Raw genomic sequence first — 23,418 nt, 5'->3', positions numbered from 1 at the left:
AAGGCCGCGGGGCGGCGTCAGTGACCACGAAGGACCTGGGCAACGGTCGCAACGTTATGGGCGAGGTGCAGCGGATTGATTGTCCCGACGATGGCACTCGCCACGCCGGGCTGGGCGAACAGCAACTCGAAGCTGGCGCGTACCGGATCCACGCCGGGACTCAGGCACACGTGACCGCTGGCCAGGGCCTTCTTCACCAGAATGGCTTTGCCGTGGGCAGCAGCATAGTCAATGACCGCCTTCTCGTTTTGTTCGTTCAGATTGTAGGTGACCATCGCGCAGTCGCCTTGCTCCAGCGCTTTGAGGCCTCCGTCGACGGTTTTGCCGGAAAAGCCGAAGCCGCGAATCTTGCCTTCGGCCTTCAGCGCCGCGAGGGTTGCATAGACTTCGCTGTCATTGAGGATGGCCATGTCGTTGCCATCGGAGTGCACCAGCACCAGGTCGATAAAATCCGTTTCCAGACGTTGCAGGCTGCGCTCCACCGACATCCGGGTGTGAGCGGCGCTGAAGTCGTGGGTCGACTGGCCGTCGACAAATTCTTCGCCGACCTTGCTGACGATCACCCAATCCTGGCGCTCGCCGCGCAGCAGCGGGCCGAGGCGCTCTTCGCTGCGGCCATAGGCCGGCGCGGTGTCGATCAGATTTATGCCCAGCTCCCGCGCCTGCTTGAGCAGCATGCGCGCGGCGTCGTCATCGGGGATCTGGAACCCGTTGGGGTATTTCACGCCCTGGTCGCGGCCAAGCTTTACGGTGCCCAGGCCCAGCGGCGAAACCAGCAGGCCGGTGCTGCCCAGCGGGCGATGCAGATCGTGCAGGGTCGGCAGGCTCATGGCAGCAGTTGCTCCCAGGCCGTAACGCCCATCGGTGGTTTCGGCAATTCCGGCAACGGTGCCGGGTGGCTCGGCTGGATGCCGTCGCGTTGCAGGGAAGCGATCACCCGGTCAGCGAAGTCCGGCGCCAGAGCGAGTTTGGTTGGCCAGCCGACCAACAGGCGACCTTCTTCGGCGAGGAACGCGTTGTCCGGGCGAGTCAGGCCGGTTTGCAGCGGTTCGGCGCGGTCGACGCGCAGGGTCGCCCATTGCACGTTGCTCAGGTCGATCCACGGCAGCAACTGTGCGATTTCCTTTTGCGCAGTGGCGATCTGCTCGGCCGGCTCGCGAGCCACGCCTTCGGATTCGGCAATATCGCCACCCATGTACCAGACCCACTGGCCGTCGGCAGCCGGGTGAGTGGTCACGGTGATGCGCGGCTTGGTGCCGCCACCCAGGCAATGGGCGTACAGCGGCTTCAGGCCCGGGCCCTTGGCGATGATCATATGCAGCGGACGGCGTTGCATGGCCGGTCGGGTCAGGCCGAGGGTTTCCAGCAACGCTGCGGTGCCGGCACCGGCGCTGAGGACGATGCGCTGGGCGCGGATCTCGCGGCCGTCGACCTTCAGGCCGACCAGCACGCCGCTTTCCAGCAGCGGCTCGATGTTCTGACCGGCCAGCAAGCCGTCACCGGCGAGGTCGGCAAGACGCTGGATCACGCTCGGCACGTCGACCACCAGTTCGGCGAGGCGGTAGACCTTGCCCTTGAAGCGTTTGTCCTGCAGGGCCGGCGGCAACTGGTCGCCCTTGACCTGATCGACCCGGCCGCGCACCGCTTTGCTGGCGAAGAAACTGGTGAGGTTGCCGGCCAGGGTGCCCGGCGACCACAGGTAGTGGGCTTCGGACAGCAGGCGCACGCCGCTCAGATCCAGTTCGCCGTTGCCGGCCAGGGCTTCACGCCAGCGGCGCGGCATGTCGGCGATGGCTTCCGAGGCGCCGGTCAGTGCGCCGTGCAGCGCGTACTTGGCGCCGCCGTGGATGATGCCTTGGGATTTCACGCTCTGTCCGCCACCGAGGCTGGCGCTTTCCACCAGCACGGTCGAGAAACCCTGGCGGCGCAGGCGCGCGTTCAACCAGAGACCGGCGACACCCGCGCCGACAATCAGCACGTCGGTGGAAATTGGAGATGGCATGCAACGACCTCAGTGTTCAAGACGAGGGCGCAGTATACAGACTCGGGGAAAAGGGGATTTGTCGATGATCAACAGAGGGCAGGCATGAGCCCTGCAGGCGCGAGTGCCTGAAGGGGCTCATGTCAGAATCAATGGCCGGCGGTTTTCGAGAACAGCTGGATCACTACAACACCGAGCACAATCAACGCCATCCCGAGCATTGCCGGCACGTCCAGCTTCTGCCCATAGATGAACAACGCCGCAACGCTGACCATCACAATGCCCATGCCAGCCCACACCGCATAGGCCACGCCCACCGGTACGCTGCGCACCACCAGGGTCAGCATCCAGAACGCAATGGCGTAACCGACGATAACCAGCACCAGCGGCAAAGGCGTGCTGAAGCCTTTGACGGCCTTCATCGAAACGGTGGCGATCACTTCGGCGCAAATGGCGATGGCCAGATAGACGTAAGCGTTCATGTTCAATTCCTCGTGTGAAGCGTTGCTTTCTGAGGCGGCATTCTAGTGACTGCCCGGATGGGGTAAAGTCATTACCTATCTGTTTTGAAGATGGGTTGCCCGATGGACATGCAGTGGAATCTGGATCAGTTGCGGGTGTTCGTCGCGGTCGCCGAACAGCGTTCGTTCTCCGCCGTGGCGCGCCAGCAGCGCAAGGCGCAATCGGCGATCAGCAGCGCGATTGCCATGCTGGAAGACGACCTCGGTGTCAGTCTGTTCGAGCGTAGCAGCGGTCGCCAGCCGAGTCTTACCGAAGCGGGTGAAGCCTTGCTCGAAGAGGCGCGGGAAGTGCTGCGCCAATGCGAGCGCCTGAACGGCCGGGCCATGGCCATGTTGCGCGGTCAGGAGGCGCAATTGCGGGTCGCCCAGGATGAGGCGATGCCGTATCAGGCACTGGTGGAAAGCTTCGGCGCGCTGGCCGAGCAGTTTCCGAGCCTGGAGGTGCAACTGACCAGCGCCGCACAGGGCGAAGTCTCGCGCAAACTGGTGGAGCGCCGGGCCGATCTCGGGCTGTTGTTCTATCACGATGAAATCCCCGAAGCGCTGGAGCGTCGGGTGTTGGGCAGTGTGGAAATGGTCACGGTCTGTGGCGTCAATCATCCGCTGGCCGCGCAATCCCGGGTCAATTGCCAGCAACTGGCGCAACATCGGCAACTGCTGATGTCGACCCAGACCAGCGTCTACCCCGGCAGCGAGCCGGCCAGTCCGCAGGTGTGGCGCGCCGACAGTTTCTACGTGATGGCCGAATGGCTGGTGCGCGACCTCGGCTGGGCCTGGCTGCCGCGTCATGTGGTGCAGTACTCGGCCTATCAGGGCCTGATGGTGGAACTCGACAGCGAATGGACGCCGCCGGCGCTGGTGGTGGAGCTGGTCTGGCGTCGTGACGAACCGCTGGGGCCGGCGGCACGTTGGCTGGCGGAGCGATTTGCCATACACCTGCGGGCGATCGGCGGCAAAAGCCGATAAACTCCGCCGCCATGAATAGAACTCTCTACACCGCGCTGTTTTACCTGGGGCTGCCATTGGTGGCGATTCGGCTATGGCTGCGTTCGCGCAAGGCGCCGGCGTATGCCAAACGGATTGGCGAACGATTCTCCTACGGGATGCCGACGCTGCAACCTGGTGGTATCTGGGTTCACGCCGTGTCAGTGGGCGAAAGCATTGCGGCCGCGCCGATGATCCGCGCGCTGCTGCAACGTTATCCACAACTGCCGATCACCGTGACCTGCATGACGCCGACCGGCTCGGAACGCATTCACGCGTTGTTCGACAACGAGCCACGCATCCAGCACTGCTACCTGCCTTACGACTTGCCCTGCGCGGCGGCGCGTTTTCTCGATCGTGTGCAGCCGAAGCTTGCCGTGATTATGGAAACCGAACTCTGGCCGAACCACATCCATCAATGCGCCAAACGCGGGATTCCGGTGGCGCTGGCCAACGGACGCCTGTCCGAGCGTTCGGCCAAAGGCTACGCCCGGTTCAGCAAACTGACCGCGCCGATGCTGGCCGAGATGAGCCTGTTCGCCGTGCAGACCGAAGCCGAAGCCCGGCGCTTCCGCGATTTGGGCGCACGCCCGGAGACGGTCGAAGTCACCGGCTCGATCAAATTCGACCTGACCATCGACCCGCAACTGCTGCAACGCGCCGCTGAACTGCGCGGCCAATGGCAGGCGCTGGAGCGTCCGGTGTGGATCGCCGCCAGCACCCATGAAGGCGAAGACGAGGTGGTGCTCAATGCCCATCGCCGTTTGCTGGCCAACCATCCCGATGCGCTGCTGATTCTGGTGCCGCGTCATCCGGAGCGTTTCAACTCGGTGTTCGAACTGTGCCAGCACGAAGGGTTTGCCACGGTGCGTCGTTCGACCGGCGCCAACGTCGATGCCGCAACGTCGGTGCTGCTCGGCGATACCATGGGCGAGTTGCTGTTTCTCTACGCCCTGGCCGACAGCGCCTTTGTCGGCGGCAGCCTGGTACCCAACGGCGGGCACAACCTGCTGGAGCCGGCGGCTCTGGCGAAACCGGTGATCAGCGGCCCGCACCTATTCAACTTCCTCGACATCGCCGCGCAGTTGCGCAGCGCCGGGGCGTTGGCCGAGGTGGATGACGCCGAAGGTCTGGCGACGGAAGTGCAGCGCCTTTTCGAACTGCCGCGCGATGCACAGCGCATGGCCGAAGCCGGATTGGGCGTGATGCGCCGCAATCAGGGCGCTCTTCAGCGATTGCTCGATGGCCTGGGACGGTTGATCGACCGCCCATAAAAAAACGCAGCCTCAGGGCTGCGTTTTTTGTTTAAGGCCGGGCCTTGAGCTGTTCTTCGGCGGCCTTGGCCAGATCCGGCGGCAGGAAGTCCTTGTCCGGGTTGTAGTCGGCTTTCAGATAACGGGTCAGGTCCTGCAGGTCACCCGGGTTCAACGTCCCCGCCGCCTGCTTCAGGCGCAGGTTGTCGAGGATGTAGTCGTAGCGGGTGTTGTTGTAGTTGCGCACCGAGGTGTAGAGCTGACGCTGGGCGTCGAGCACGTCGACGATGTTGCGCGTCCCCACCTGATAACCGATTTCCGTGGCTTCCACCGCGCTCTGGTTGGAGATGATCGACTGGCGGCGCGCCTGCACCTGTTCTACGTCGGTGTTCACCGCGCGGTGCAGGTTGCGGGTGTTTTCCACGATCTGCCGGCGCAGGCTTTCGCGCTGCTGCTCGCTCTGATCCAGTTGTGCATAAGACTGGCGCACCTGAGAGCTGGTCAGCCCGCCGCTGTAGATCGGGATGTTCAGTTGCAGGCCCACGGTGCTCTGCTCGACGTTACCGTGATACGGCGTGCCGAAGGCGCTCGGGTTGGAGAAGCCGAGGGCGTCGTTGTCGCCTTTTTCGTATTTGGCCACGGCGTCGAGGGTCGGCAGGTGACCGGCCTTGCGCTGCTTCAAGGTCTGTTCGGCGGAGCTCACCGCATAGTTGCTGGCCAGCAGATTGAGGTTCTGCTTGGCGGCGGTGTCGACCCAGGCCTTGGCGTCGTTCGGCGCCGGCGGCAGGATCGGCAGGGTGTGGACAATACCCTGGATCGAATTGTACTGGCGGTTGGTCAGGGTGATCAGCGCTTCGAACGCATCATCCACCTGACGCTGGGCGACGATCCGGTTGGCCCGGGCGGTGTCGTAACTGGCTTGCGATTGAAGTACGTCGGTCTTGTCCGACAGGCCCACGTCGAAGCGTTCGTTGGACTGGTCGAGCTGGCGCTTGAACGCGGCTTCTTCAGCCTTGGTCGAGGCCAGGTTGTCCTGGCTGCGCAGCACGTTGAAATAGCTTTCGGCCGATTGCAGGATCAGGTTCTGCTCGGTGGCCGACAGTTGCAGCGCGGCCTGCTCGTTGACGTCCTTGGCGGCCTGGTACTGGAACCAGCGATCGGCGCGGAACAGCGGCTGCGCCAGGGTCGCCTGATAGGAGTGCGCGCTGCGGTTGGCGATGGCCGAAGGCTGGTCGATCGAGGTGCGCACGCTGGCGGTTTCGGCGCCGCCGGAGAGGTTCGGCAGCAGCCCGGCGCGGGCCTGGGGCACCACTTCTTTCTGGGCGCCGTACTGGGCGCGGGCGGCGGCCAGATCGGCGTTGTTGTCGACCGCTTCCTGATAGACGCTGACCAGATCGGTCCTGGTCGACAAGGGCGCTTCTGCTGCCCAGACCATTGCGTTGGACGCACAAGACACGGCAACAGCCAGTGAGAGTTTGCGCAGCATGAGGCGATCCCTAGCATGAATATTATGGAAATAATCCGGGCGCCAAAGGTAAGGCGCGGGCCGCATAGCGTCAAGGCGCAGCAGGGCAAGGCGAGTGTAGTAGCGCATTGAGGCGCTCACAATCCTGTCGGCCGCCGCAATTGCGCCATTCATCATGGTGTTTGCTGCGGTGTTGGCGTTCTTTGCCGGTTGTGTCTAGACTGGCCGGGTTCTTGTCGGGGTGCCTTGCTATGAGGCTGAGATCGAATAATTTCGGATCCCGTTGAACCTGATCAGGTTAGCGCCTGCGTAGGGAACAAGATTTCTCGTCACCCGGCGAGTCCTCTTGTGCTTCGTCCGGGAAATTGTTCGACAATCGAACGCTCGACGACGATGCACAGCACCAGTCCTGGTGCGTCCGTGCCTTTCAGGTTCTGCTCCGACAATCCACTGCCTGGATGCTGTCTGGAGAGCCCGTGATGACTACAAAATCTAAAAACGCGATCAACCTGAGTGACTCGGCCAAGGTCGACGAGCAGTCGGTTCAACCGTTCACCCGTTCGCAAAAAGTCTACGTTCAGGGCTCCCGCCCGGACATCCGCGTGCCGATGCGCGAAATCACCCTCGATGTGACCCCGACCGACTTCGGCGGCGAAATCAACGCACCCGTAACCGTCTACGACACCTCCGGCCCGTACACCGATCCGAACGTGGTGATCGACGTACGCAAAGGTCTGGGCGATGTGCGTTCGGCGTGGATCGACGACCGTGGCGACACCGAGCGTCTGCCAGGCCTGAGCTCGAATTTCGGTCAGGAGCGTCTGGCCGATCCGGAGCTGACCAAGCTGCGTTTCGCCCACGTCAACAACCCGCGCCGCGCCAAGGCCGGGGCCAACGTCAGCCAGATGCACTACGCCCGCAAAGGCATCATCACCGCCGAGATGGAATACGTCGCCATCCGCGAAAACATGAAGCTGCAAGAAGCCCGCGCCGCCGGCCTGCTGAACCAGCAACACGCCGGCCACAGTTTTGGCGCGAGCATCCCGAAAGAAATCACCCCCGAATTCGTCCGCGAAGAAATCGCCCGTGGCCGCGCGATCATTCCGGCCAACATCAACCACGTCGAACTGGAACCGATGATCATCGGCCGTAACTTCCTGGTGAAGATCAACGGCAACATCGGCAACAGTGCACTGGGTTCGTCCATCGAAGAAGAAGTGGCGAAACTGACCTGGGGCATTCGCTGGGGTTCGGACACCGTCATGGACTTGTCCACCGGCAAACACATCCACGAAACCCGCGAGTGGATCATCCGCAACTCGCCGGTTCCGATCGGCACCGTGCCGATCTACCAAGCGCTGGAAAAAGTGAATGGCGTCGCCGAAGACCTGACCTGGGAGCTGTTCCGCGACACGCTGATCGAGCAGGCGGAGCAGGGCGTCGACTACTTCACCATCCACGCCGGCGTGCTGTTGCGCTACGTGCCGCTGACCGCCAAGCGCGTGACCGGCATCGTTTCCCGTGGCGGCTCGATCATGGCCAAGTGGTGCCTGGCGCACCACAAAGAGAACTTCCTCTACACCCACTTCGACGAAATCTGCGAAATCATGAAGGCCTACGACGTCAGCTTCTCGCTGGGCGACGGCCTGCGTCCGGGCTCGATTGCCGACGCCAACGACGAAGCGCAATTCGGCGAACTGGAGACCCTCGGCGAGCTGACCAAGATTGCCTGGAAACACGACGTGCAGTGCATGATCGAAGGCCCGGGCCACGTGCCGATGCAGTTGATCAAGGAGAACATGGACAAGCAGCTGGAGTGCTGCGACGAGGCGCCGTTCTACACCCTCGGCCCGCTGACCACCGACATCGCACCGGGTTATGACCACATCACTTCGGGTATCGGTGCAGCGATGATCGGCTGGTTCGGTTGCGCGATGCTTTGCTACGTGACGCCGAAGGAACACCTCGGCCTGCCGAACAAGGATGACGTGAAGACCGGGATCATCACCTACAAGATCGCGGCCCACGCAGCGGACCTGGCCAAAGGACATCCGGGCGCGCAGATCCGTGACAACGCCTTGAGCAAGGCGCGGTTCGAGTTCCGTTGGGAAGACCAGTTCAACCTCGGTCTGGACCCGGACACCGCCCGTTCGTATCACGATGAAACCCTGCCGAAGGATTCGGCGAAGGTCGCGCATTTCTGTTCGATGTGCGGGCCGAAATTCTGCTCGATGAAGATCACCCAGGAAGTCCGCGAATACGCGGCCAACCAGCGGATCGACGCGGTCGACGTGGACGTCGCCCAGGGCCTGGCGGAACAGGCCGAGCGGTTCAAGAAGGAAGGCAGTCAGCTGTACAAGAAGGTTTGATCTGACCTGAAAGGGTGGGGCCTGTGCAGGCCCCATCGCCAGCCTGCTGGCGATTGATCGACACAACAACAAATGTCCCTCTGAGATAACACCCTTGAGCATTCAACCCGGTACTTATTCCCCCGACCTCGCTGTGCCCGCCGACAAGCGTGTGTTCGGCGGTCGCGATCTGTTTTCCCTGTGGTTTTCCCTCGGCATCGGCCTGATGGTCTTGCAGACCGGTGCGCTGCTGGCGCCAGGGTTGGGGCTGTCGGGATCGCTGCTGGCGATCTTCCTTGGCACCCTGGTCGGCGTCCTGTTGCTGGCCGCCGTTGGCGTGATCGGCAGCGACACCGGCCTGTCGTCGATGGCCGCGCTGAAACTCAGCCTTGGCAGCAAAGGCGCGAGCCTGCCGGCGCTGCTCAACCTGCTGCAACTGATCGGTTGGGGCTCGTTCGAAATCATCGTCATGCGTGATGCCGCCAGCCTGCTGGGTACCCGTGCGTTCAGCGAAGGTTCGCTGTGGGCAAGTCCGATGTTGTGGACGTTGTGCTTCGGTGCACTGGCGACGTTGCTCGCGGTCAGCGGTCCGCTGACATTCGTGCGCAAGATCCTGCGCAAATGGGGCATCTGGCTGATCCTGGCCGCGTGCATCTGGCTGACCTGGAACCTGTTCGCCAAGGCCGATCTGGGCGCCTTGTGGGCACAGGCCGGGGATGGTTCGATGCCGCTCGCCGTGGGCTTCGACATTGCCATCGCGATGCCGCTGTCGTGGCTGCCGCTGATTGCCGACTACTCGCGTTTCGGCAAGCGGGCGAAGAACGTGTTCGGTGGCACGGCCATTGGTTTCTTCATCGGCAACTTCTGGCTGATGAGCCTGGGCGTCGCTTACACCCTGGCCTTTGCGCCGAGCGGTGAAGTCAACGCGCTGCTGCTGGCGCTGGCCGGTGCCGGTCTGGGGATTCCGCTGTTGCTGATTCTGCTGGACGAGTCGGAAAACGCCTTTGCCGACATTCACTCGGCAGCGGTGTCCAGCGGGATTCTGCTACGCCTGAAAGTCGAGCATCTGGCCTTGGCCATCGGTGTGATCTGCACCTTGATCGCGCTGCTCGCGCCCCTGGCGCAGTACCAGAATTTCCTGCTGCTGATCGGTTCGGTATTTGCGCCGCTGTTCGGCGTGGTGCTGGTGGATCACTTCATCCTGCGCAAGCGCAGTGGTCAGGTGGCTTCGGCCGCGTTGCGCTGGCCGGCGCTGTTGGCCTGGCTGGGTGGCATCAGTACTTACCACCTGCTGGCCAACCTGTATCCGGATGTCGGCGCAACCCTGCCGGCACTGGTCCTGGCAGGGCTGCTGCAACTCGTGCTGGGCCGGGCCTTCAGTTACGGCCGGGAAACAGCTCGGGCTTGATGATGCCGTTCAGGCGCGGGTAAGGGATCTTCAGTTCGACGTGGCCCAGCGCGTAAGGCGCGATGGTGCTCACGTCGTACTTGAGGATCACGCCGCCGTAAGTCAGGGCCACGTGCGGGGTTTTGACGAACGGCCAGTTTTTCACGTACTCCGGTTCCTGATCGAGCTTGGTGCTGATCAGCCAGCTGTTATGCGCCACTTGCGCAGCCTTCCAGAACGCTTCTTCCTGACCTGGCACCAACATGTCCGACAGGCTCAGCACCTTGTGCTGCTGGCGCGAATAGTTGATGAAGCCGCGGCCCGGGGTGCCATGGGCGCCGCCGGTGTCCAGGTAGCTCGACACTTCGACAATCACCAGACCGTCATGCTGCTCGCGTACTTTCGCCTGCAAATAGCTGCTGTTGCGCGGGCCGGCCGTGCGCAGGAATTGCTCGCGATAGGCCGCCAGGGTCGGCGCCACCGGGGCGTTCGGCTCGGTGCGGGTGAATTGCAGCAGGCGTTTTTCGATGATGCCGTCCAGCGCAGGCTCCGCCGGGAAGTGCAGGGTGTCGATGTTCACCAGCGGGCAGTCCGGGTTGGAACAGCCGGGTTTCAGGGTTTCCGAGGCGTCGCGGGTGGTTTCCAGCGGCGTGCGGTAGTTGGGCTGGAACAGGCTGGCACAGGCGCCCAGGGTCAGGGCGATGGCCGCCACGGAGGCGATTTTGAAAAGCGACATGGGCGTCCTTTCTGAAACAGGGGAAGGCAAAAAGTTACCGCTTCGACTCTCTGTGAAGCGGTCAGTTCGCCACTAAGCTAATTAGAGTGGGTTTCGCCTCCACCGTCCATCCCGCTGACGGTAAAGGGGCTGCATCAAACATCGCGGGCGCGTTAGGATGGCGCGAAGTCGAGGTTGCCCGTCACAAAAAACGCAGCCTCGTATTGGAATTGCAGTAAACGAGGATGCCCATGACCGATCTTGCCAAAGCCACTCCCGCCGCCATCGATATCGTGCGACGCGAACAATGCTACAAGGGCTTCTACAAGCTCGACCGTGTGCATTTGCGCCACGAACTGTTCGCCGGCGGCATGAGCCGCGAGATCAATCGTGAAGTGTTCGTGCGGCACGACGCCGTGTGCCTGCTGCCCTACGATCCGCAGCGCGATGAGGTGGTACTGATCGAACAGTTTCGCGTCGGTGCCATGGGCAAGACTGCCAACCCGTGGCTGGTGGAGCTGGTCGCCGGTCTGATCGACAAGGAAGAAGTGCCGGAAGAAGTTGCTCGCCGCGAAGCGCAGGAGGAAGCTGGACTCGACATCAAGGCGTTGTGGCCGATGATGCAATATTTCCCGTCGCCGGGGGGCAGCAACGAATTCGTGCATCTGTTTCTGGGGCGTTGCAGCACCGAAGGTGTCGGCGGCCTGCATGGGCTGGAGGAAGAGGCAGAAGATATCCGCGTCACGGTCTGGGCATTCGAGGATGCGCTGCAGGCCGTACGCGACGGCCGGATTGCCAATGCGGCGAGCATCATCGCCTTGCAGTGGCTGGCGCTCAATCGCGCCGAAGTGAGGGGGTTATGGTCGTAAACAAACTGCGCGATCGTTATCGTGTCGACCTCGTGGGCCTGCAAGCCGCCTGCGAGGCCAACTACGCGCGCCTGATGCGACTGCTGCCGGACATGCGCCGCGAACCTGAGGCGCGGCGCATCGCCGTGACCCAGGGCGACCAGATGCTCGGCGTGCTGGCCATCGAAGTGTTGCAGACCTGCCCATACACCACGACCCTGCAAGTGCGTCAGGAACACAGCCTGCCGTGGCTGCCGGTGCCACAGCTGGAAGTGCAGGTCTATCACGACGCGCGCATGGCCGAAGTCATCAGCGCCGAACATGCGCGGCGCTTTCGCGGCGTCTATCCTTACCCCAATGCGGCCATGCATCAGCCGGACGAAAAGGCCCAGCTCAATCTGTTCCTCGGAGAGTGGCTGAGTCATTGCCTGGCCTGCGGTCACGAGTACGCCGCCGTTCGATAGTTTCTATTACAGCGGCAAGTTGTGAACTGTGTCCGGTTCGGCGGTTTCTTCCCGGGGCCTTCCCCCAGCATAATTGCGAACCTTTCCGACCCGGCGTCCAGCCCTGGGAGAACGCCTTGCCGAGCGTATCGACTCTGACCACTGCCGATGCGGCGTTGCTGGTGCAACTGTCCGACAGTCATCTGTTCGCCGAGGCGGACGGCGCGCTGCTGGGCATGAAGACTCGCGAGAGCCTGCAAAAAGTCATCGAGCTGGTGCTCGAACAACAGCCGCAAATCGACCTGATGATTGCCACGGGCGACCTGTCCCAGGACGGCACCCTGGAGTCCTACCAGCAGTTTCGTCAGATGACCGCGCAGATCGATGCACCCGCCCGCTGGATCCCTGGCAACCACGACGAACCGCAGATCATGCAAATGGCTGCGGTGCAAAGTGCGCTGCTGGAACCGGTGGTGGATGTCGGCAACTGGCGCGTGACCCTGCTCGATTCGGCGGTGCCGGGCTCGGTGCCGGGGTACTTGCAGGATGACCAGTTGCAACTGCTGGCCCGTGCCCTGAGCGAAGCGCCGGAGCGGCATCATCTGGTGTGCTTGCATCATCACCCGGTGTCGATCGATTGTGCCTGGATGGAGCCGATCGGCTTGCGCAATCCCGAAGCGTTTTTCGAGGTGCTCGACCGTTTCCCGCAGGCCCGGGCCGTGTTGTGGGGACATGTGCATCAGGAGATCGACCGCGAACGCAACGGCGTGCGGCTGATCGCCTCGCCGTCGACCTGCATTCAGTTCGAGCCGCGCAGTGTCGACTTCAAGGTCGGCGAGCAGGCGCCGGGCTATCGCTGGTTGCGATTGCTGCCGGACGGGCGGATCGAGACAGGCGTGGAGCGTGTCACCGATTTCCGGTTCACGGTCGACTACGGCTCCAACGGTTACTGATTCAGGGGTGCAGCGCTGATTTCCTCGGGTGCTGGCCCAACGACCCTCGACTCCCTGTAAACTCCGCTTTCTTTAGCCGACACCCAGGGAGCTCAAATGTCCGGTTCGATCCTCTATATCCACGGTTTCAACAGCGCGCCGGCCTCGAAGAAGGCCTGTCAGTTGGTCGAGGTGATGGAGCGTCTGGGTTTGAGCGATCAACTGCGTGTCCCGGCGTTGCATCACCACCCCCGTGAAGCCATCGGTCAGCTGGAACAGGCAATTGCCGAGCTGGGCCGGCCGTTACTGGTGGGAAGCTCGCTCGGCGGCTACTATGCGACTCATCTGGCCGAACGCCATGGCCTCAAAGCCCTGCTGGTCAACCCGGCCGTCAGTCCGCACCGGATGTTCGACGGATATCTGGGGACGCAAAAAAACCTGTACACCGATGAAACCTGGGAATTGACCCACGACCACGTGACGGCCCTGGCCGAACTGGAAGTGCCGGCGCCGCAGGATTCGCAGCGTTATCAGGTGTGGTTGCAGACCGGGGACGAAACCCTGGACTATCGCCACGCCCAGCAGTATTACCGGGCCTGTGCCTTGCGCATTCAGGCCGGCGGCGACCACAGTTTTCAGGGGTTTGCCGGGCAGTTGCCGGCGTTGCTGAGTTTTGCCGGTATTGGCGCCGATTTGTTTCAGGCAATCGATTTCACCGCGCTGTGAGCGGTTGCCCCCTTAATTTTCTTATTCACCGAACACTGACGACGAGACCTTATGGCCACTCCCAGCGCTAGCTCCTATAACGCCGACGCCATCGAAGTCCTCTCGGGCCTCGACCCGGTGCGCAAACGCCCCGGCATGTACACCGACACCAGTCGGCCGAACCACCTTGCCCAGGAAGTCATCGACAACAGTGTCGACGAAGCCCTGGCCGGCCACGCCAAATCGATCCAGGTCATCCTCCACGCCGACCACTCGCTGGAAGTCTGCGATGACGGCCGTGGCATGCCGGTCGATATTCACCCGGAAGAGGGAGTGTCGGGCGTTGAGCTGATCCTCACCAAGCTCCATGCGGGCGGCAAGTTTTCCAACAAGAACTACCAGTTCTCCGGCGGTCTGCACGGGGTAGGTATTTCTGTGGTCAACGCTTTGTCGACCCAGGTGCGGGTGCGGGTCAAGCGTGACGGCAACGAATACGAGATGACCTTCGCCGACGGCTACAAGGCCACCGATCTTCAGGTGATCGGCACCGTCGGCAAGCGCAATACCGGGACCAGCGTGTACTTCGCGCCGGACCCGAAATACTTCGATTCGCCAAAATTCTCCATCAGCCGCCTCAAGCACGTGCTCAAGGCCAAGGCCGTGCTGTGCCCGGGTCTGCTGATCAGCTTCGAAGACAAAGGCACCGGCGAAAAGGTCGAGTGGCATTACGAAGACGGCCTGCGTTCCTACCTGGTAGACGCTGTCAGTGAATTCGAGCGTCTGCCGGACGCGCCGTTCTGCGGCAACCTGGCCGGGACCAAGGAAGCGGTCGAGTGGGCGCTGCTGTGGCTGCCGGAGGGGGGCACCTCGGTCACAGAAAGTTACGTCAACCTGATCCCGACGGAGCAGGGCGGCACCCACGTCAACGGTCTGCGTCAGGGCCTGCTCGATGCGATGCGCGAGTTCTGCGAATTCCGCAGCCTGCTGCCGCGCGGCGTGAAGCTGGCGCCGGAAGACGTCTGGGAACGCATCGCCTTCGTGCTGTCGATGAAGATGCAAGAGCCGCAATTCTCCGGCCAGACCAAGGAGCGTCTGTCGTCCCGTGAAGCGGCGGCGTTCGTCTCCGGTGTAGTCAAGGACGCGTTCAGCCTGTGGCTCAACGCCAACCCGGAAACCGGTCTGGCGCTGGCGGAACTGGCGATCAGCAACGCCGGCCGTCGCCTGAAAGCGAGCAAGAAAGTCGAGCGCAAGCGCATCACCCAGGGGCCGGCGCTGCCGGGCAAACTGGCGGATTGCGCCGGGCAGGACCCGATGCGTTCCGAGCTGTTCCTGGTGGAAGGTGATTCCGCCGGCGGTTCGGCCAAGCAGGCGCGGGACAAGGAATTCCAGGCGATCCTGCCGTTGCGCGGCAAGATCCTCAACACCTGGGAAGTCGACGGCAGCGAAGTGCTGGCCAGCCAGGAAGTGCACAACATTGCGGTAGCCATCGGTGTCGATCCGGGCGCCGAGGACATGAGCCAGCTGCGCTACGGCAAGATCTGCATCCTCGCCGACGCCGACTCCGACGGTCTGCACATTGCCACCTTGCTCTGCGCCTTGTTCGTCCAGCATTTCCGTCCGCTGGTGGATGCCGGTCACGTCTACGTGGCAATGCCGCCGCTGTACCGCATCGACCTGGGCAAAGAGATCTACTACGCCCTCGACGAAGCCGAGCGCGACGGGATCCTCGACCGTCTGGTGGCCGAAAAGAAACGTGGCAAACCGCAGGTCACCCGATTCAAGGGCCTGGGTGAAATGAACCCGCCGCAGCTGCGCGAAACCACCATGGACCCGAACACCCGGCGCCTGGTGCAACTGACCCTCGGCGAAGACTTCGCCCAGACCTCGGAAATGATGGACATGCTGCTGGCGAAGAAACGCGCCGGCGACCGCAAGTCCTGGCTCGAATCCAAGGGCAACCTGGCTGAGGTCCTGGCCTGATGCGCTTTTGCTGGGCCCTGGCGGGTGCGTTGCTGCTGGGCTCGATGACGGTGTCGGCCGAGCCCGTGCAGGAACTGCGCGTGCTCTCCGAGCATCCGGTCGAAGGCATGCGCGGCGGCAACCTCTCGGGGCTGGCAATGTGCGGCAACGAGCTGTGGACGGTCTCGGACCGCGACGATGATCAGATCTATCGTCTCGATACCCGCGATCCGGTCTGGCAGGCCACGGCCGTGCGCATCGATCCGCCGCCAGTGCCCGACAGCGGCTTGCCGTGGGGCATCAAGTCACGGACCTGGGCGGCGTCGTTCGTCCGTGGCGGCGATCTGGATTTCGAAGGGATCACCTGCGACAGCGCCGGCAATCGCTACATTGTCAGCGAAGGCCACGCCGCCGTCTTGCAAGTGCCGCCGCAGGGGCCGTCTTCGTGGCTGAAAATCTCGCCGATGATGGTTCGCGAGGCGCGGGCCAGCGGCATGCTGCTGCAATTCAACGCGATCTTCGAAGGCCTGGCGATCAATCCGGCAGGTGATCAGATGTGGTTGGCCGCCGAACGGCAAAACCGTGGCCTGCTGCTGATCAAGCGTCAGCAGACGGTCTGGGACTGTGACGGTCGCTGCGTACTGCTCAGCGAGGGCGGCATGGAAATGCAGCCGCCGCAGTTTCCAAAAGCCAGACCGGTCAACCGGGACTTTTCCGACCTGTCATTGTTCAACGGCAAGCTGTTCACCCTTGAGCGCAACGCCTACCAGATCTGTCGCCGCGATCCGCAGACGGCCAAGGTCGAGCGCTGCTGGTCGTATGCCGACGAACTGTTGCAGGGCAACCGTCGCTACGCCCAGAACTTCGGGCTCGAAGAGGCGTTGGTGATTGATACGGAGGGTGCCTGGATCGGCGTCGACAACAACTTCGGCCCTCGCGCCGATGGCGAAGTCCGCCCGATCGTCTGGCGTTTCGCCGCCCCCGAGGGTGGCTGGAGTGCCAAGCCTTGAGCCAGCAGCCACCGGGCAAACGCGCCGGTCGGGTGTTGATGATTCTGGCCTGGTGCGCGGCGCTGTTTCTGGCCACGCGGTTTTTCGGCCAGTGGGAAGAGCGCCAGCGTAATCCCAACGTGGTGGTCAGTTCGGAGCAGGTGGGCGGCGTGATCGAAGTGAAACTGGCGGGTAACGCCCAGGGACATTTCGTCGCCAGCGGACTGATCAACGGCCGGCCGGTGGAGTTCATGCTCGACACCGGCGCGACCGACGTGGCAATCCCGGCCGAGGTCGCGAAAGACCTGCGGCTGGAAGAAGGTTTCGGTGTGACCCTGAGCACGGCCAACGGCCTGAGCCAGGGCTATCGCACCCGTATCGACCGCCTGCAACTGGGCGACATCGTGCTGCGGGACGTCCGCGCACTGGTGGCGCCAGGGCTGCATGGCGACCAGGTGCTGCTCGGTATGAGCGCCCTGAACAAACTTGAATTTACCCAGCGCGGTGGCACCATGCTGCTGCGCCAGACAACGAACCGATGAGGCCCGCATGAGCGACTCCCTTGATCTCAGCCTGGACGGTGTAGAACGCCGGTCACTGGCTGACTTCACCGAAAATGCCTACCTCAACTACTCCATGTACGTGATCATGGACCGTGCCCTGCCGCATATCGGCGACGGTCTGAAACCGGTACAGCGGCGTATCGTCTACGCCATGAGCGAGCTGGGGCTGGACGCCGATTCCAAGCACAAGAAGTCGGCGCGTACCGTCGGCGACGTGCTCGGCAAGTTCCACCCCCACGGCGACTCGGCGTGCTACGAAGCAATGGTGCTGATGGCCCAGCCGTTCAGCTATCGCTACACACTGGTGGACGGCCAGGGTAACTGGGGGGCGCCGGACGATCCGAAATCCTTCGCCGCCATGCGTTACACCGAAGCGCGCTTGTCGCGTTATTCCGAAGTGCTGCTCAGCGAGCTGGGCCAGGGCACTGCGGACTGGGGCCCGAACTTCGACGGCACCCTGCAGGAACCGCTGGTGTTGCCGGCACGTTTGCCGAACATCCTGCTCAACGGCACCACCGGTATCGCCGTGGGCATGGCCACCGACGTACCGCCGCACAACCTGCGGGAAGTCGCCACCGCCTGCGTACGCCTGCTCGATGAGCCGAAAGCCACGGTCGAACAGCTCTGCGAACACATTCAGGGCCCGGACTATCCGACCGAAGCGGAAATCATCACCCCGCGCGCCGACCTGCTGAAAATGTACGAAACCGGCAAGGGCTCGGTGCGCATGCGCGCCGTGTACCACGTAGAGGACGGCGACATCATCGTCACCGCGCTGCCGCACCAGGTCTCCGGGGCCAAGGTGCTGGAGCAGATCGCTGCGCTGATGCAGGCCAAACCGTCGAAAGCGCCGCAGATCGCCGACCTGCGTGACGAATCCGACCACGAAAACCCGTGCCGCATCGTGATCATCCCGGTCAACAGCCGCGTCGATCACGAAGCGCTGATGCAGCACCTGTTCGCCAGCACCGAGCTGGAGTCGACCTACCGGGTCAACGTCAACATCATCGGTCTGGACGGCAAGCCGCAGCTGAAAAACCTCCGGGCGTTGCTGGTGGAGTGGCTGGAATTCCGCGTGCTGACCGTGCGTCGCCGCCTGCAATTCCGCCTCGACAAGGTCGAGCGTCGCCTGCACCTGTTGGACGGTTTGCTGATCGCTTACCTCAACCTGGATGAAGTGATCCACATCATCCGCACCGAGGATCAGCCGAAAGCCAAACTGATCGAGCGCTTCGCCCTCAGCGAGATCCAGGCCGATTACATCCTCGACACCCGTCTGCGTCAGTTGGCGCGACTGGAAGAGATGAAGCTGCGCGACGAACAGGACGAACTGCTCAAGGAACAAGCCAAGCTGCAAGCGCTGTTGAGCAGTGAAGCCAAGCTGAAGAAGCTGGTTCGCAGCGAGCTGTTGAAAGACGCTGAAACCTACGGCGACGACCGTCGGTCGCCAATCGTCGAGCGCGCCGAAGCCAAGGCCCTGACCGAACACGATCTGCTGCCGAACGAGAAAGTCACCGTCGTGCTGTCGGAAAAAGGCTGGATTCGTTCGGCCAAAGGCCACGAGATCGACGCCACCGGCCTGTCGTACAAGGCTGGCGACGGCTTCAAGACTTCGGCGGCGGGGCGTTCCAACCAGTCAGCCGTGGTCATCGACTCCACCGGTCGCAGTTATTCGGTGGCCGCCCACACCTTGCCTTCTGCACGGGGCCAGGGCGAGCCGCTGACCGGCCGTCTGACGCCGCCGCCGGGTGCCACGTTCGAATGCGTGCTGATGCCGGAGGACGACGCGCTGTACGTGATCGCCTCTGACGCCGGCTACGGTTTCGTGGTGAAAGGCGAAGACCTGCAAGCCAAGAACAAGGCCGGCAAGGCCCTGTTGAGCCTGCCGAACAACGCCAAGGTGATCGCGCCGCGTCCGGTGGCCGACCGCGAGCAGAACTGGCTGGCCTCGGTCACGACCGAGGGTCGCCTGCTGATCTTCAAAATCAGCGATCTGCCACAATTAGGGAAGGGCAAAGGCAACAAGATCATCGGTATTTCCGGTGAGCGTGTGGCCAGTCGCGAAGAATATGTCACGGACATCGCCGTTCTGCCGGAAGGCGCCACGCTGGTGCTGCAGGCCGGAAAACGTACCCTGTCGCTGAAAGCCGACGACCTCGAACACTACAAGGGTGAGCGTGGTCGTCGTGGCAATAAACTGCCACGGGGCTTCCAGCGGGTGGACGCGCTGCTCGTCGAAAACCTCAATTAAGCGGCCAGGGGGCATTCGCACTGATTTCTCCGACGGAGAAAATGAGTGAGAACGCCTCTCTAGAGCGTCCGATCTTCGATTTAACCCGTAGATCGGCGCTTTGGCGCTGGAGTCGGAACGCATATTCACGGATGATATGGCCTTTCCAAGCGCCGGCGTGGCCGAGCGTTCTTCATATTTTTTGAGTATTTTCACTGTGGTCAGCCTTGTGGCGGCCACCTGGACGGGATGATGACTTCTCTGCGCCCCCTTATTTTCCTGCTCGCCGGCGTTCTTGGCCTGGCGGGTTGCAGCGTCCACCAGCCGGTGTCGCTGTATCAGCTGGACAGCGGAAGTCCGGCTCAGCCTGCGCAAAGCGCGGGCATGGCGGTTTTGCTGGGCCCTGTGACCGTTGCCGATTACCTGCAACGTGAAACCCTGTTGCAACGTCAGCCGGACGGCAGCCTGCAGGCTGCGGTCGATGGCCGCTGGGCCGGCAGCCTTTCGTCGGATATCGATCAATTGCTGCTGCGTCAGGTTGCCGGTCATCTGGACAGTCAACGTGTAGTGCTGGCACCGGCCACCACCGGGTTCACTCCGGATGTGCAGGTGCTGTTGACCATCACGCGTCTGGACTCCGGTGCCAAGCAACCGGCGATTCTCGACGCGCAGTGGCGCCTGATCGACCGTCGTGGCCAGGTGCGGGACAACCGCATCGTTCACCTGCAGGAACTGCACAGTGGCGGCACGGCTTCGCAGGTTCAGGCCCAGGGCATCCTGTTGCAGCGTCTGGCCGAGCAGCTCTCGGTCGCGCTCAAACCGCTGGCCAACCAGCCACCGGTTGCCGAAGCACCGCGCAAACCGGCACCAAAACCGGCCGCGCCGGCGGCGGAAGCCGAGAAACAGCCGAAGATCCCGATGGCTTCGCCGATTCGTACGGATATGGAAGTGTTCCGCTTCTGAGGCTGGAACGAGTCAGGACAGAGCCCGCCTTGTGCGGGCTTTTTTGTGTCTGGGGGCTGAGTAGAAGACCAAAAGCGCCCTCATCGGAAACGCCGCCCGCCCAGCCCTCCCGAAACGTCGGACCGCCCGGAGGGAGAGGGTGAGGGGCTCTTCAAGGCTAGGCGCAATCACGAAACCACCACACACAAAAAAGCCCGCAGACAATCACTCATCTGCGGGCTTCTTCACATCAAGGCCTCAGGCCCGACGCTCATGCATCCGCGCCAGTTGCCGCTCGAGCATCGACGGATAAGGCTCCATCAAGCGCTCAACACAGCACGCGCCTTCAGGGCTGGCAATCGGCCGGATCCGCGCACGCTGGCGGATCAGCGCGTCGTCACCGATCTTGCGCTCCACCAGCAGCAGGTTGCGGCTGTGTTGCGACAGGGCCAGGGCGTCCTGGGCGGAATCGGTCAGCAGCAGGTCGATCTGGCTCAGCCCGAACAGCTCATCACCGAGAGTCAGACCCAGCTGCAATTGCAGGGTGATGCCGCTGTCGGCGACTTCGATCTGCAACTGGTGACCCAGGGCTCGCAGCAGTTCGCCGCAGCAGATGGCGTTGGTCAGGTAATCGTCGCCGCTGTCTTCGGTGTGGAACAGCATCAGCGTGCTGCCGTCGTTCAGGGTTTCGATTTCACCCTGATACAACGAAGCAGCCTGCTCCAGGCAGTCACGATAGCGCTCCTGCAACTCTTCCAGGCGTGCCCGTGGCAAACGGCGCAATTGCTCTTGCGAACCCAGTTGCACGGCCAGCACCGCAGTGTGTTGCGGCACGCTCGGGGTTGGCTGGCGAACGGCAGGTGGTGCGGTTTCGTTCAGCGACTCGTCACGCAGGTCAGCAAACGGATCCTCGTCATCGTCGTCTTCAACGGTGCTGACCACATGGCGTGGCGCAGGTTTCTGTGCGGCCATCGGGCGGGTTTCGTCAAAGCTCGGATCACGCAGGTTGCGCACTTCGAATTCCGGCTCGACGTCATCGTCCTCGAACTCGGGCTCCGGCTCAGGCTTGGGGGCGGGCTCCGGGGCAAAGTTGGCGTGCAGTTGACGGGCAAGATCGCCGATCTCGTCCTGACGCTCGGTCCCCGGCGTGTATTCGTCGATCCGGCGCAGCCAGACCCGCAGTTGCAGCAGCGGCGTGGAGATGTGCCGGCCAAGACGCAAGCTCAGGGCCAGAGACAGCGCCAGCAGGATCGCACTCAGAATGCCCATGCTCTGCAGGCTGATGGTCATCGGCTGCTGGAACTGATCCATGTCCAGGCTGATGCGCAGTTGCCCGGCAGTCACGTCCTGGAAGGTGATCTTGCTCTCGTACATGCCTTCGGCTTCGCCCAGCAGGCTGTGCTTGGGCCGCTGACCGGATTCGGCGAGGATGCGGTTGTCCACGCTGTAGATGGCGGCGTGGGCCACCAGCTTGTTCTTGGTCAGGTTGTTGAGCAGCACGTTGAGACTGAGGATGTCGTTGGACACCAGCAGCTCGGTCGCGGAAGTGGCGGTCTGCGTGGTCAGGCTTTCGCCCAGCGCATCGGCCTGCTCGTGCATGGCCTGCTTGAACTGCAAACCCATCACGCAGGCATAGATCACCAGGGCCAGGGCGACCAGGATCACGTTATGGCTGGCAATGCGCAATGCAATCGGTACACGGCGGTGGCGCAGTGCACGGAAGATCAGCAGGAAGAAGTTATCGGTTTTAACTGGCGTGGGCCGGTTCACTGAGCTCGGCTCTTTTGTCCGTGAAGTTGACGCGCAGTATAGCGACAGGCCCTAGACCGGCAAAGCGCTGGCGGTGCCCGATGGTCACTGAAAGTGGGTAGAATGCGGTTTTTTTCCAGTTGCGGGGGTGCGCGTTGCGCGAAATCGTCCTGATTAACATCACGGGAGTCGACCGTCCGGGTCTGACGGCGGCCATTACTGGTGTTCTGGCCCAGGGTGGTGTGAATATCCTCGACATCGGTCAGGCGGTGATCCACGACATGCTGTCGTTCGGCATCCTCGTCGAAATTCCCGACTCCGAGCAAGGCAAGTCGGTGCTCAAGGACATCCTGTTCAAGGGCTACGAGCTCGACCAGCAGGTGCGTTTCACCCCGGTGTCCGAAGAGGATTACCAGCAATGGGTGGGCAATCAGGGCAAGAAGCGCCACATCGTCACCCTGCTGACCCGCAAGGTCACCGCCGGCCAGTTGCAGGCCGTGAGCTCGATCACCGCCAAATATGGCCTGAACATCGACCATATCGACCGTCTGTCGGGTCGCATGCCGCTGGACACGCCGGCCGACAAGGGCAAGGGCTGCATCGAGTTCTCCGTACGTGGCGAAGCGGCCGATCCGCAGGCCCTGCGCGCCGAATTCCTCAGCGTGGCCCAGGAACTGAATGTCGACATCGCCTTCCAGGAAGACTCGCTGTTCCGTCGCAACCGTCGCCTGGCGGTGTTCGACATGGACTCGACCCTGATCGAAGCCGAAGTCATCGACGAGCTGGCCAAGGCCGCCGGTGTGGGCGACCAGGTGTCGGAAATCACCGAGCGGGCGATGGCCGGCGAGCTGGATTTCCGCGCCAGCTTCAAGGAGCGTCTGGCATTGCTCAAGGGCCTGGATGTCAGCGTGCTGGATTCGATCGGCGCCTCCCTGCGCCTGACCGAAGGCGCCGAAACCCTGTTCGCCGAACTCAAGCGTCTGGGCTACAAGACCGCGATCCTGTCCGGCGGCTTCACTTACTTCGCCAAGCAACTGCAGGCCAAGCTCGGCATCGACTATGTGTTCGCCAACGAACTGGAAGTGGTCGACGGCAAGTGCACCGGCGTGGCAATCGAGCCCATCGTCGATGCCCAGCGCAAGGCCGATCTGCTGAAACAACTGGCTGAAAAAGAAGGCTTGCGCCTGGAACAGACCATCGCCGTGGGCGACGGCGCCAACGATTTGCCGATGCTGGCGATTGCCGGTCTGGGCGTGGCGTTCCGCGCCAAGCCGCTGGTCAAGCAGTCGGCGAAGCAGGCCATTTCCACCCTCGGGCTGGATGGCGTGCTGTATCTGCTGGGCTTCCGGGATCGCGACGGGCAGCTCTGACATAGGCAAAGGATCGCGGCCCTCGGCTGCGATC

20 protein-coding genes and 1 riboswitch are annotated in these 23,418 nt (G+C 62.7%); of the genes, 14 read left to right on the top strand and 6 right to left on the bottom strand.

Features of this window, described 5'->3' with window-relative positions:
- Positions 1-17 precede the first annotated feature (17 nt).
- The 3 genes from M5B44_RS06025 to M5B44_RS06015 all read right to left on the bottom strand — a co-directional run bounded on the left by M5B44_RS06025 (position 18) and on the right by M5B44_RS06015 (position 2,463).
- Positions 18-830, bottom strand: coding sequence for an aldo/keto reductase (locus tag M5B44_RS06025; RefSeq protein ID WP_248738542.1), 813 nt, complete (start codon positions 828-830; stop codon positions 18-20).
- On the bottom strand, positions 827-2,002 hold the full coding sequence (locus M5B44_RS06020; RefSeq protein WP_248738541.1) for an NAD(P)/FAD-dependent oxidoreductase: 1,176 nt from the start codon (positions 2,000-2,002) through the stop codon (positions 827-829). The genes M5B44_RS06025 and M5B44_RS06020 overlap by 4 nt, the downstream gene beginning before the upstream one ends.
- Before the next feature lie 128 nt (positions 2,003-2,130).
- A complete protein-coding gene (locus M5B44_RS06015; RefSeq protein ID WP_085608473.1) occupies positions 2,131-2,463 on the bottom strand; it encodes a DMT family transporter in 333 nt (110 codons plus the stop codon).
- A 102-nt stretch (positions 2,464-2,565) separates the two neighbouring features.
- Between M5B44_RS06015 and M5B44_RS06010 the strand changes: the two genes are divergently transcribed.
- A complete protein-coding gene (locus M5B44_RS06010; RefSeq protein WP_119429471.1) occupies positions 2,566-3,468 on the top strand; it encodes a LysR family transcriptional regulator in 903 nt (300 codons plus the stop codon).
- Between the two features lie 11 nt (positions 3,469-3,479).
- Positions 3,480-4,760, top strand: a complete 1,281-nt coding sequence (gene waaA / locus M5B44_RS06005; protein ID WP_248738540.1) for a lipid IV(A) 3-deoxy-D-manno-octulosonic acid transferase — start codon at positions 3,480-3,482, stop codon at positions 4,758-4,760.
- 31 nt (positions 4,761-4,791) lie between these two features.
- Here the strand turns inward: waaA and M5B44_RS06000 are convergent, their stop codons facing one another.
- Positions 4,792-6,225 (bottom strand): TolC family outer membrane protein, encoded by a 1,434-nt coding sequence (locus tag M5B44_RS06000; protein WP_114881190.1) that lies wholly within the window; start codon positions 6,223-6,225, stop codon positions 4,792-4,794.
- 206 nt (positions 6,226-6,431) lie between these two features.
- A riboswitch (TPP riboswitch) is annotated at positions 6,432-6,537 on the top strand.
- Between the two features lie 146 nt (positions 6,538-6,683).
- On the opposite strand from M5B44_RS06000, the gene thiC reads away from it, so the two are divergent.
- Both thiC and cytX read left to right on the top strand, forming a co-directional pair.
- On the top strand, positions 6,684-8,573 hold the full coding sequence (gene thiC / locus M5B44_RS05995; protein WP_085711132.1) for a phosphomethylpyrimidine synthase ThiC: 1,890 nt from the start codon (positions 6,684-6,686) through the stop codon (positions 8,571-8,573).
- Between the two features lie 94 nt (positions 8,574-8,667).
- A complete protein-coding gene (gene cytX, locus M5B44_RS05990) occupies positions 8,668-9,960 on the top strand; it encodes a putative hydroxymethylpyrimidine transporter CytX (RefSeq protein ID WP_134825272.1) in 1,293 nt (430 codons plus the stop codon).
- Here cytX and M5B44_RS05985 read toward each other — a convergent pair.
- Entirely contained in the window at positions 9,929-10,675 is a 747-nt protein-coding gene (locus M5B44_RS05985; RefSeq protein WP_192552768.1) for an RsiV family protein, read from the bottom strand. The genes cytX and M5B44_RS05985 overlap by 32 nt on opposite strands.
- A gap of 230 nt (positions 10,676-10,905) precedes the next feature.
- On the opposite strand from M5B44_RS05985, the gene M5B44_RS05980 reads away from it, so the two are divergent.
- From M5B44_RS05980 to M5B44_RS05940, 9 genes are all read left to right on the top strand, one after another.
- A complete protein-coding gene (locus M5B44_RS05980; protein ID WP_134825273.1) occupies positions 10,906-11,523 on the top strand; it encodes an NUDIX domain-containing protein in 618 nt (205 codons plus the stop codon).
- Positions 11,514-11,966, top strand: coding sequence for a DUF1249 domain-containing protein (locus M5B44_RS05975; protein ID WP_085711136.1), 453 nt, complete (start codon positions 11,514-11,516; stop codon positions 11,964-11,966). The genes M5B44_RS05980 and M5B44_RS05975 overlap by 10 nt, the downstream gene beginning before the upstream one ends.
- Before the next feature lie 116 nt (positions 11,967-12,082).
- On the top strand, positions 12,083-12,898 hold the full coding sequence (gene cpdA, locus M5B44_RS05970; protein ID WP_248738539.1) for a 3',5'-cyclic-AMP phosphodiesterase: 816 nt from the start codon (positions 12,083-12,085) through the stop codon (positions 12,896-12,898).
- Positions 12,899-12,994: 96 nt separating this feature from the next.
- A complete protein-coding gene (locus M5B44_RS05965; RefSeq protein ID WP_085711138.1) occupies positions 12,995-13,603 on the top strand; it encodes a YqiA/YcfP family alpha/beta fold hydrolase in 609 nt (202 codons plus the stop codon).
- 51 nt (positions 13,604-13,654) lie between these two features.
- The gene (parE, locus tag M5B44_RS05960; RefSeq protein WP_248738538.1) at positions 13,655-15,562 is read left to right on the top strand and encodes a DNA topoisomerase IV subunit B; all 1,908 of its coding nucleotides are present in this window, start codon (positions 13,655-13,657) and stop codon (positions 15,560-15,562) included.
- Positions 15,562-16,551, top strand: a complete 990-nt coding sequence (locus M5B44_RS05955; RefSeq protein ID WP_248738537.1) for an esterase-like activity of phytase family protein — start codon at positions 15,562-15,564, stop codon at positions 16,549-16,551. Before parE ends, M5B44_RS05955 begins: the two co-directional genes overlap by 1 nt.
- Entirely contained in the window at positions 16,548-17,072 is a 525-nt protein-coding gene (locus tag M5B44_RS05950) for a TIGR02281 family clan AA aspartic protease (RefSeq protein WP_134825277.1), read from the top strand. The genes M5B44_RS05955 and M5B44_RS05950 overlap by 4 nt, the downstream gene beginning before the upstream one ends.
- Before the next feature lie 7 nt (positions 17,073-17,079).
- Entirely contained in the window at positions 17,080-19,344 is a 2,265-nt protein-coding gene (gene parC / locus M5B44_RS05945) for a DNA topoisomerase IV subunit A (RefSeq protein WP_085732649.1), read from the top strand.
- 231 nt (positions 19,345-19,575) lie between these two features.
- Positions 19,576-20,286, top strand: a complete 711-nt coding sequence (locus M5B44_RS05940; protein ID WP_085711143.1) for a membrane integrity-associated transporter subunit PqiC — start codon at positions 19,576-19,578, stop codon at positions 20,284-20,286.
- A gap of 237 nt (positions 20,287-20,523) precedes the next feature.
- Here the strand turns inward: M5B44_RS05940 and M5B44_RS05935 are convergent, their stop codons facing one another.
- Positions 20,524-22,035, bottom strand: coding sequence for an AhpA/YtjB family protein (locus M5B44_RS05935; protein WP_134825279.1), 1,512 nt, complete (start codon positions 22,033-22,035; stop codon positions 20,524-20,526).
- 134 nt (positions 22,036-22,169) lie between these two features.
- Here M5B44_RS05935 and serB point away from each other — a divergent pair, with 134 nt between their 5' ends.
- A complete protein-coding gene (serB, locus tag M5B44_RS05930) occupies positions 22,170-23,384 on the top strand; it encodes a phosphoserine phosphatase SerB (RefSeq protein WP_007952163.1) in 1,215 nt (404 codons plus the stop codon).
- Positions 23,385-23,418 lie beyond the last annotated feature (34 nt).

Source organism: Pseudomonas sp. MWU12-2029 (genome assembly GCF_023242425.1).
Classification (GTDB): Bacteria; Pseudomonadota; Gammaproteobacteria; order Pseudomonadales; family Pseudomonadaceae; genus Aquipseudomonas; species Aquipseudomonas kribbensis.
Note: the sequence above shows the minus strand (reverse complement) of the source record. Positions and strands in the feature narration are given on the sequence as shown.